This window comes from Streptosporangium sp. NPDC023615, from assembly GCF_040640155.1.
In the GTDB taxonomy this organism is placed as follows: domain Bacteria; phylum Actinomycetota; class Actinomycetes; order Streptosporangiales; family Streptosporangiaceae; genus Streptosporangium.
This window is the reverse complement of record NZ_JBFABE010000098.1, coordinates 1-9771: the sequence shown is the minus strand read 5'-3', so window position 1 is coordinate 9771 and position 9771 is coordinate 1. Positions and strand designations below refer to the sequence as shown.

Genomic DNA, 9771 nt, shown 5'->3' with positions numbered 1-9771 from the left:
GGCGGGCGTCCACCTCGGGATCCCGGGGCGGGCGTCCACCTCGGGATCCCGGGGCGGGCGTCCACCTCGGGATCCCGGGGCGGACACCCGGGAGACCCTCCGCGGGCCCGGGTGATGTGACACGGGAGGCAATGGACTGACAGCGTGTTCGGTGTTCCGGTATGATTCGAACGTTGTTTCGATCCGAGGAAGCCGTCATGGAGTGGGGGCGCGCGATGCGAGAGCTGTCCACCGCGATCGATCACCTGTCCGTCGAGGACCCGTCCGAGATTCCGCGTCTTCAGCTCACCCAGCAGCTCATCGAGCTGCACTGGCAGATGGCCCGACTCCAGGCCGAGATCGCCCGTCGAACCTCGGTGCGCAGTCCAGGACGTTGAGGGGGCGGTGGCCGGTCGGCGACCGGCCACCGTCCTGAGATCATAATCGCGATATATCGCGAATAGTCATAGAATGACCTCCATGACGCCCCACACCCCCGCCCCGCACGGCCCGGGTCCCGATCCCGCCTCCCGCGCCTCCGAGAGCGTCGCACGCGCCCGGGAGACCGTCGCGCGCGTCTCCGGGACCGTCGCCCTGCGTGCCTCCGACGCCGACCGCGACCGGGTGGCCGCGGTGCTGGCCGAAGGGTTCGGCACCGGCCGGCTGACCAGCGTCGAACACGCCGACCGCCTGGAGGCCGCCTACTCCGCCGTCACCACCGACGACCTCGTCCCCCTCACCCGGGACCTGCCCGACGTCACGGCGCCCGGCCGGATCCCGGTCACCGAGCGGCAGGAGGTCTCGGCCGTCTTCAGCAAGGTCGTCCGGGGCGGGCGCTGGATCGCCGGTCGGCACACCGGCCTGAGCGTCACCTTCGGCGCCCTGATCGTCGACCTGTCCGACGCGGTGCTCCCCGGCCGGGAGATCACCCTCCGGGTCGACGCCTACTGCGGCAAGCTGATCGTCAGGGTCCCCGAAAACGCCCACGTCATCGACGAGGTCGGCGCGCTGTTCGCCAAGCGCTCCGTCTCCGGCGGCGCGGCGGGCGGTGCGGCGGGCGAGGGCGGGCCGATCATCAGGGTCGTCGGCCGGGTCACGTTCGGGAAGGTCGTCGTCTCCCGGGACAGGGCCGACTGGAGCCTCCCTCAGGCTCCCTGAGCCCCCCGGACGACTCTCCCGGGCCACTTCGGACCCCGAGCGGGCCACTTCCCCGGGCACCGCCGCCACTCCCCGGACCCTCCCCCGCCACTCCCCGGGCACCCCACCGGCACGACCGGTACCCGCACCGGCCTACCATGCGGACAGACCATCGCGCACGAGGTGACCGCTTGCCTGAGATCGACGCTTCCGGCACCACGCCGATCGCCCTGGACGCGATGGGCGGCGACCACGCCCCCGACGAGATCGTCGCGGGTGCCGTGCAGGCGACGCGCGAGCACGGGGTCTCCGTCGTGCTCGTCGGAGCCCCCGGCCCGCTGGCCGAGGCGCTCTCCCGGCACGACGCCACGACCGAGATCCCCATCGTCCGGGCCGAGGAGGCCCTGGCCATGGACGAGGGCGCCCTCGCCAGCCTGCGCCGCCCGCGCTCCAGCATCGCCGTCGCCTGCCACCTCGTACGGCGCGGTGACGCCTGCGCCGTGGTCTCGGCCGGTTCCACCGCCGGGATCGTGGCCACCGGCAAGCTGCGGCTCCGCAGCCGCCCCGGAGTGCTCAGGCCCGCCATCGCGGTGGCCCTGCCGACCAGGCCCTCCCCGACCGTGCTGCTGGACGCCGGGGCGAACGCCGAGGTCAAGCCGGAGATGCTGGTGCAGTTCGCCCATCTCGGCGCCGCCTACGCCGAGACGGCCCTGGGCGTCGAGAATCCCAGGATCGGCCTGCTGACCATCGGCAGCGAGCCGGAGAAGGGCAACAAGCTCGTCAAACGCGCTCACGAACTGCTGTCGGCCGCCTCGGGCCTCGACTTCGTCGGCAACGTCGAGGGGCACGACCTGCTCACCCACACCGTCGACGTCATCGTCACCGACGGTTTCACCGGCAACGTGGCGCTCAAGACCATGGAGGGCAGCGTCCGCTACGCCTTCTCCGAACTCCGCGAAACGATCAAGGAGAGCCGGGCGGCCCGAATGGGCGGCCTGCTCCAGCGGAGACGGATCAGGGAGCTCTACCGGCGACTCGACCCCGAGGTCCACGGCGGCGCCGTGCTGCTGGGACTCAACGGCACCGTGGTCATCGCGCACGGCGCCTCGCGCGCCAAGGGCATCAGCGCCGCCTGCGTCCTCGCCGCCACGCTCGCCCACGAGGGCGTGGTGAACCGCGTCGGCGAACGTCTCTCCTCCGCGCACCGCCCCCACCGCCTCTGGTGACGGCCCGCACCGTCCCGTGACGGCCCGGCGGCGGGCACTCCTCGCGCCCTCACACCCCTGTCCCGCGCCACCCCCTCATCGGCCTCACGGGTCCCGATACCGTCCGCCTTCCACCCAGCTAGCGTGATATTTCCGTCTCATCCGGTCAGCTCCCGTACCGCACTCACCTGTCCCGCGTACCCTGAGTTCCAGTCGATCATCGGGGGAGCGCGTGCAGCAGGCGACGGAACCGGGGCTGACGTCGGCGCAGGTGGCCGAACGCGTCGCCGCGGGACAGGCCAACGACGTCCGGCGCCGGTCGAGCAGAACGGTCGCCGCGATCGTCAGGGCCAACGTCCTCACCCTGTTCAACGGGGTGATCGCCGTTCTCTGGGTGCTGATCATGATCTTCGGCGAGTGGCAGGACGGCCTCTTCGGCCTGGTCATCGTCGCCAACGCGGCCATCGGCATCGTCCAGGAGCTCCGCGCCAAGCGCACCCTCGACCGGCTCGCCATCGTCAACGAGTCCCCCGTCCGGGTCCGCAGGGACGGAGCCGACACCGAGGTCGCGCCCCGCCAGGTCGTCCTCGGCGATCTCGTCCTCCTCGCCTCCGGCGACCAGTTGCTGGTCGACGGCGAGGTGCTGGACGCCGACGGCCTGGAGATCGACGAGTCGCTGCTCACCGGCGAGGCCGACCCGGTGCACAAGCTCCCGGGCGACGAGGTCCTGTCGGGCAGCTTCGTGGTCGCCGGCCGTGGCCGCTACGTCGCGACCCGGGTGGGCGGCGACGCCTACGCGGCCAGGCTCGCCGAGGAGGCCAGCGCCTTCAGCCTGGCCCACTCCGAGCTGCGCGAGGGCGTCACGCGGTTCATCAAGTACGTCACCTGGCTGGTCGTCCCGATCGGCGCCCTGCTCACCTGGAGCCAGGTCAGCAGGCAGACCGAGATCGGCGAGGCCGTCACCGGCACGGTCGCGGGCATCGTCACCATGATCCCCGAGGGCCTGGTCCTGATGACCAGCATCGCCTTCGCCGTCGGGGTGATCCGGCTGGGCAGGCGGCGCTGCCTGGTCCAGGAACTGCCCGCGATCGAGATCCTGGCCCGGGTCGACGTGCTCTGCCTCGACAAGACCGGCACCCTCACCTCCGGCGGCATGGAGCTCGGCGAGGTCCGCCCGCTCGGCGCGGACCTGCCCGTGGACGAGGCCCTCGGCGCGCTGGCCAACCTCGACCCCGACCCCAACCCCACCGCCCGCGCCGTCCAGGCCCGCTACCCCGACTCACCGGGCTGGACCGCCACCGCCAAGGTCGCCTTCTCCTCGGCCAGGAAGTGGAGCGGCGCCGAGTTCGACGGCCACGGCGGCTGGGTCCTGGGCGCCCCCGACGTCCTGCTGCCGCCCGGCACCCCCGCCTACACCGAGGCCGGGGCCCTGGCCGCCACCGGGTTGCGGGTGCTCGTCCTGGGCCGGGTCGCCTCGCTGCGCGACCCCGACGACCTCGGCGACATCGAGCCCGCGGCCATCGTCGTGCTCAAGCAGCGCCTCCGCCCCGAGGCGGCCGACACCCTCGCCTACTTCGCCGGCCAGCACGTCGCCGTCAAGGTCATCTCCGGCGACAACCCCGAGTCGGTGTCGGCCATAGCCACCACGCTCGGCATCCCCGGCGGGGACCGCGCGGTCGACGCCCGCACCCTGCCCGAGGACGACCCCGAGAAGCTCGCCGAGATCATGGACGCCAACACCGTCTTCGGCCGGGTCAGCCCGCACCAGAAGCGGCTCTTCGTCGGCGCGCTCCAGTCGCGCGGCCACACGGTCGCGATGACCGGCGACGGCGTCAACGACGTGCTCGCCCTCAAGGACGCCGACCTGGGCGTGGCGATGGGCTCGGGCAGCGGCGCCACCCGGGCGGTCGCCCAGATCGTGCTGATGGACGACAGCTTCGCCGGCCTGCCGTCGGTGGTGGGCGAGGGCAGGCGGGTGCTGGCCAACATCGAACGGGTCGCCGGCCTCTTCCTCACCAAGACCTTCTACGCGATCGTGCTCTCCCTGCTGACCGGGGTCATCGGGCTCGCCTTCCCGTTCGCCCCCCGGCACTCCACGCTGATCAACGCGCTGACGATCGGCATCCCCGCGTTCTTCCTGGCGCTGGCGCCCAGCAACGAGCGCGCCAGGAGCGGCTTCGTGCCCCGCGTGCTCCGCCTGGCGGTCCCCTCCGGGATCGTCTGCGCCGCCGCCGTCTACCTGTCGTACTGGATCGCCCAGAGCGGGGGCCTGTCCCTCGCCGAGAGCCGCACCTCGGCGGTCGTCACGCTCTTCGTCGCCGCCTGGTCGGTGCTGGCCCTGGTCGCCCGCCCCTACGTCTGGTGGCGGGTCGCGCTGGTGGCCTCCATGGCCGGGCTGTTCGCCCTCGCCCTCGCCGTCCCGTTCGCCCGGGAGTTCTTCGCGCTCACCGTCGCCGACCCGGCCGCCGGGCTCACCGCCGCCGGTCTCGGCGCCGCCGCCGGGGTCGTGCTGACGGGCGTCTTCGCGGTCGTACGGTCCCGCGGCGGGCGGCCGTCCGCGGGCTGATATCCCCTCGGTCCACCATCGGCCAGCCGATACCCTTGGGGCATGACCGACCCGCAACTCGAACTCACCCGGCGCGTCCAGCAGGCGCTGGCCGACGCCTTCGGCGCGGAGTACGCCGACGCAGACCCGCTGATCCGCCCCTCGCAGTTCGCCGACTACCAGGCGAACGTGGCGATGAGCCTGAGCAAGCGACTGCGACGGGCCCCGCGGGAGGTCGCCCAGGAGATCGCCGACCGCCTCACCGGCCCGGCCGCGCGGGCCACCGACGACCCCTTCCCCGGCACCGTCGAGGTCAGCGGGCCCGGTTTCCTCAACCTGACCCTCTCCGACGACTGGATCGCCGAACGCGCCGCCGAGGCGCTGGCCGACCCCCGCGCCGGCGTGGGGCAGGCCGCCCCGCCGCAGACCGTCGTGATCGACTACTCCGCGCCCAACGCGGCCAAGGAGATGCACGTCGGGCACCTGCGGACCACGATCGTCGGCGACGCCCTGGCCCGGGTCCACGAGCACCTGGGCAACAAGGTCGTCCGGCAGAACCACCTCGGCGACTGGGGCACGCCGTTCGGCATGCTCATCGAGCACCTGCTCGACATCGGCGAGGAGGCCGCCGTCGCCCAGCTGGAGGCCGGCGAGGGCAACGCCTACTACCAGGCGGCCCGCGCGAAGTTCGACACCGACCCCGCGTTCAACGCCCGCGCCCGGGCCCGGGTCGTCACGCTGCAGGCCGAGGAGCCCGAGACGATGCGCCTGTGGCACATCTTCATGGGCGCCACCCTGCGCTACTTCAACAAGGTCTACAGCCAGCTCGGGGTGACGCTGACCGACGAGGACATCGCCGGCGAGAGCATGTACAACCCCATGCTGGCCCAGGTCTGCGACGAGCTCCAGGAGCGCGGCATCGCCGTGCTGAGCGACGGCGCGCTCTGCGTGTTCCCCCCCGGCTACACCGGCCGCGAGGACCAGCCGCTCCCCTTCATGATCCGCAAGAGCGACGGCGCCTACGGCTACGCCACCACCGACATGGCCACGATCCGTTACCGGGTCGACGACCTCAAGGCCGACCGGATCCTCTACGTGATCGGCGCCACCCAGGCGCTGCACATGTCGATGCTCTTCGACTCCGCCAGGCTCGCCGGCTGGCTGCCCGACCACGTCAGGGCCGAGCACATCCAGATCGGCAGCGTGCTGGGCTCCGACGGCAAGATGTTCAAGACCAGGAGCGGAAAGTCGATCAAACTCCTGGAGCTGCTCGACGAGGCCGAGACCCGGGCCGGAGAGGTGATCAAGGACCGGGACTACGACGACGCCGAGCGGGCCCGCATCGCGCACGCCGTCGGCATGGGCGCGGTCAAGTACGCCGACCTGTCGGTCAGCCACGACAGCGAGTACGTCTTCGACTTCGACCGCATGCTCGCCCTGACCGGCAACACCGGCCCCTACCTGCAGTACGCCCAGGCCCGTATCCGCTCCATCTTCCGCAGGGGCGGCGTCTCCCCGGACGGGCAGGCCGGGCCCATCGTGCTCGGCCACCCGGCCGAACGCGCCCTGGCCCTGCAGCTCCTGCGGTTCGGCGCGGTCGTGGAGGAGACGGCGGAGAACTCCGCCCCGCACAGGCTCGCCTCATACCTCTTCGACACCGCGAGCGCCTTCACCACGTTCTTCGAGAACTGCCCGGTGCTCAGGGACGACGTCGAGGCGTCCGTGCGCGCCTCCCGGCTCGCCCTGTGCGCGCTCACCCTGAGGATCCTGGAGACCGGCCTGAACCTTCTCGGCGTCCCGGTGCCCGAGCGCATGTAACCTGTCCACCAGATGATCGTCTTTATTGCGAAAATCGAGGCGATCGTCTGGCAAAGTCATGTTCGGCGCGCCTCCCCGCGGGGATGTCCGAAGCGCAATACGCTGGCGCGGTCATCGGTCACAACTTCGGGGAGTTCTCTGCCTTGAGCACGGACTTGACCGCGAATCCGCACGCCGAGGCGGAGCTGCGCCGATGCGCCGACGCTCTTCTCGACGACCTCGCCGTCGGGGCCGTCCCCACCGCGTTTCCGGAGGACGTGGCCGATCCGTCCGGCCACTGGCTGGCCCCGGCCATCGAGGCACTCGTCCTGATCATGCGCGGCGAGGAGTCGCTGGAGCCCCTCGCCCGCGCCGCCCAGCGTGACGAGCGACGGACAGCCCTCTTCCTGTGTCTCGCCCTGGCCGTCGCCGGCCAGGGCGACCGCATCCACGCCTCCTGGCTCGGCACCGCCTTCGGAGAGCTGTCCCTGGACCGTCCGGTGACCCACGGCCAGCGGGCGCTCTGGCTCGCCGCCGCCCGCGGCGCGTACGGGCCGGCGGGCAAGATCTTCGTTCTCCGCAGGCTCGACGCGGTGGCCGCGTCCCCCGCGTCCGAACCCGGCCGCTGGCTGCGCGCCCTGGTCCCCGACGAACCCTCGACGACGACCTCCCCGGCGCTGGCCGGGTTCACGGCACTCGCCGAGCTCCCCGAGCTGGCCGCCCCCGTGCAGGCCGCGGCCCGCCTGGCCCACCTGCGCGACCGCTGCGCCGAGATCACCTCGGCACGGGAGAACGGCGGCGGTGACACCGCCCCCCGTCCGGACCGGACGGCCGCGGTGGGGAGCGAGGACGAGCCCTTGACCGCACTGCGCCGACTGGTGGGGGCGGACGTCCCCGAGCGGCCGACCCGCTCGCTCACCGACCACCTCCTTGACGACCTGCGGCCCGGCTCCCACCCCTCCCTGGCCGCCATCGCGCTCCACGTGGCCGCGCCCATCGTGCGGGAGGCTGCCGGGGACCTCGCCGACGCCACCCGGGCCGAGGCCTCCGAATCCGTCACGGTGCCGATCCTCGGCCACCACCTGACGCTGCGCCCCGAAGGACCCGACGCCGAGTCGCTGGAGATCGCCGAGAGGCGCGTCACCACCGAGGGCACGCCGGTGCTCGGCCGTCCCTGGGGGGCCTGGCTGCTTCTGGCCCTCGCACCGGTGATCCTGACGGTGGCGCTCGTGCTCCCCCTCCCGCCGCTCGCGTTCCTCGCGCCGTTGCCCGCGGTGGGGGGCGGCTACCTGCTGTGGCACAGGCGCAGACGAGAGCGGGCGGCGGCCGAGGGCGTCGTCAGACGACTCGCCGAGCTCGGGGAGCAGGCTCAGGGAGCGGTATGGGCCCTGCACGAGTACGCTCGCGAGTCGGAGGAGCGGATCGGAACGGCCGCCTCCGACCTCGCCGAGCTCACCCGGCTGCTCCGCCGGGGTCCCCGGGCCGGCTGACGGCCGTTCCGGGTCGAGCCACCGGCGGGATCAACCGTTGGTGATCTCCACCTCGGCGGGAGCCAGCAGGAAGACCTTCTCGGCGATCCGCTCGATACGCCCCTCGCACCCGTACGCCAGTCCCGCGACGAAGTCGACCATGCGTGTGGCCTCGGCGGTGCTCATCCCGCTGACGTCCATGATGACGGTCTGACCGTCGCGGAAGTGCTGCCCGATCACCGGTGCGTCGTTGTACTTCATCGGCGTCAGCATCACGATCCGCGAAGGCTCGTTCATGGCCTGCCAGCGCTTGGCCGCACGCTCGGAGGCGGACTGCCAGTCCTCCTCCTCGCCCTCGACCTCGTCCTCGTAGTCGTAGGCCTCGTCGTAATGCTCTGCCCCGCCCAGGCCAAGGTAGGTCGCCACCTTGCGCACTGCCCCCATCGGCTCGTCCTTTCGCCAGGACCACGCCGTGTCCGGCCTGTCCTTACATCTTGGACGGTAACCGACGACCAGAAGTTCGCCACGCGACACGCCCAGCGCTTATTTCCACTTTGTACGGCTACCGCACTGGTTTGCCTGATCCCGACTGTGCCTGATCTCCTGCCCCGTCTTCAACCGATATCTTCGGCCGCCCCCTAGCATCGAGGCATGCTCATCTACACGGTCGATTCGTTTACCGATGAATTTTTCAAGGGTAACCCCGCCGGGGTCTGCGTACTCGGCAATCCGGTTCCTGACGCCTGGATGCAGTCCGTGGCGGCGGAGATGAGGCACTCCGAGACGGCCTTCCTGCTCGGAGGCGAGGACGGGGGTCCGTACTCGCTCCGCTGGTTCACGCCGGTGACCGAGGTGGCCCTCTGTGGGCATGCGACCCTGGCCGCCGCGCATGTGCTGTATTCCACGGGAACGGTCCGAGAAACCCTCGAATTCTCAACGAAGAGTGGAATCCTGTCCGTGACCAGGGATAAATCCGGATTAATCAACATGGATTTCCCGGCAAAACTGCTCCAAGAGGTGAGTCCTCCCCCTCCACTGATCGATGCGCTGGGAGTTAAACCTGTTTGGGCGGGAAAAAATGTTTGGGACTACCTCGTGGAGGTCGCGTCCGAGGACGCCGTGCTCGACGCGTCCCCCGACTTCCGGGCGTTGGAGCAGGTCGAGGCGCGGGGAGTCATCGTGACGGCCCCTGCCGATGGCTCGCGTACCGGCGTCGACTACGTCTCCCGGTTCTTCGCCCCCAAGGTGGGGGTGCCGGAGGATCCGGTGACGGGTTCCGCGCACTGCGCGCTCGCCCCGTACTGGGCGTCCAGACTGGGATCCGACACCCTGGTGGGTGCCCAGCTCTCCCGGCGCGGCGGTACCGTCCGCACGACCGTGCGGGGCGACCGGGTCGAGCTGTCCGGGCGCGCGGTGACGGTCCTTTCCGGCGAACTGCACGCCTGACGCGCCGGTCACCGGCCGGGTCACCGGTACATCGGTCGAGATCTCCGCCGGGCGGGCCGGGAGTGTGGCTGTCACACGAACAAGAGTGCCGGCGACGGGTTGGAGGAGGCTTGCAAGGGGATTGGAGACCGCCGAGAGCCCGGAAACACGAAAGGCCCCCACCGACGGTGGGGGCCCTTCACGAAAGATTGTC

The 9771-nt window shown here is 71.4% G+C and carries 8 protein-coding genes; 7 read left to right on the top strand and 1 reads right to left on the bottom strand.

All coding sequences use genetic code 11. The features are described 5' to 3' along the window. Window positions 1-173: 173 nt before the first annotated feature. From AB0G16_RS36335 to AB0G16_RS36310, 6 genes are all read left to right on the top strand, one after another. Window positions 174-377, top strand: a complete 204-nt coding sequence (locus tag AB0G16_RS36335; protein ID WP_362815218.1) for a hypothetical protein — start codon at window positions 174-176, stop codon at window positions 375-377. 82 nt (window positions 378-459) lie between these two features. Continuing rightward, entirely contained in the window at window positions 460-1137 is a 678-nt protein-coding gene (locus tag AB0G16_RS36330) for a DUF1707 domain-containing protein (RefSeq protein ID WP_362815216.1), read from the top strand. A gap of 170 nt (window positions 1138-1307) precedes the next feature. Then, the gene (gene plsX, locus AB0G16_RS36325; RefSeq protein WP_362815214.1) at window positions 1308-2342 is read left to right on the top strand and encodes a phosphate acyltransferase PlsX; all 1035 of its coding nucleotides are present in this window, start codon (window positions 1308-1310) and stop codon (window positions 2340-2342) included. Between the two features lie 211 nt (window positions 2343-2553). After that, window positions 2554-4887, top strand: coding sequence for an HAD-IC family P-type ATPase (locus AB0G16_RS36320; RefSeq protein ID WP_362815212.1), 2334 nt, complete (start codon window positions 2554-2556; stop codon window positions 4885-4887). 42 nt (window positions 4888-4929) lie between these two features. Further along, window positions 4930-6684: an arginine--tRNA ligase gene (gene argS / locus AB0G16_RS36315; RefSeq protein WP_362815210.1), complete on the top strand. Its 1755-nt coding sequence runs from the start codon at window positions 4930-4932 to the stop codon at window positions 6682-6684. A 143-nt stretch (window positions 6685-6827) separates the two neighbouring features. Continuing rightward, on the top strand, window positions 6828-8153 hold the full coding sequence (locus tag AB0G16_RS36310) for a hypothetical protein (protein WP_362815208.1): 1326 nt from the start codon (window positions 6828-6830) through the stop codon (window positions 8151-8153). Between the two features lie 30 nt (window positions 8154-8183). On the opposite strand, the gene AB0G16_RS36305 is transcribed toward AB0G16_RS36310, so the two are convergent. Beyond that, window positions 8184-8576 carry a cell division protein SepF gene (locus tag AB0G16_RS36305; protein WP_362815206.1) on the bottom strand — a complete coding sequence of 131 codons (393 nt, stop codon included), beginning with the start codon at window positions 8574-8576 and terminating at the stop codon, window positions 8184-8186. Between the two features lie 207 nt (window positions 8577-8783). Between AB0G16_RS36305 and AB0G16_RS36300 the strand changes: the two genes are divergently transcribed. Beyond that, complete coding sequence (locus AB0G16_RS36300) at window positions 8784-9578, top strand: PhzF family phenazine biosynthesis protein (RefSeq protein ID WP_362815204.1); 795 nt, start codon at window positions 8784-8786, stop codon at window positions 9576-9578. The last annotated feature ends 193 nt before the right edge of the window (window positions 9579-9771 follow it).

Coding starts and splice junctions, on each gene's coding strand:
- AB0G16_RS36300 (WP_362815204.1), top strand. CDS start 8,784: ATGCTCATCTACACGGTCGATTCGTTTACCGATGAATTTTTCAAGGGT.
- argS (WP_362815210.1), top strand. CDS start 4,930: ATGACCGACCCGCAACTCGAACTCACCCGGCGCGTCCAGCAGGCGCTG.
- AB0G16_RS36305 (WP_362815206.1), bottom strand. CDS start 8,576: ATGGGGGCAGTGCGCAAGGTGGCGACCTACCTTGGCCTGGGCGGGGCA.
- AB0G16_RS36330 (WP_362815216.1), top strand. CDS start 460: ATGACGCCCCACACCCCCGCCCCGCACGGCCCGGGTCCCGATCCCGCC.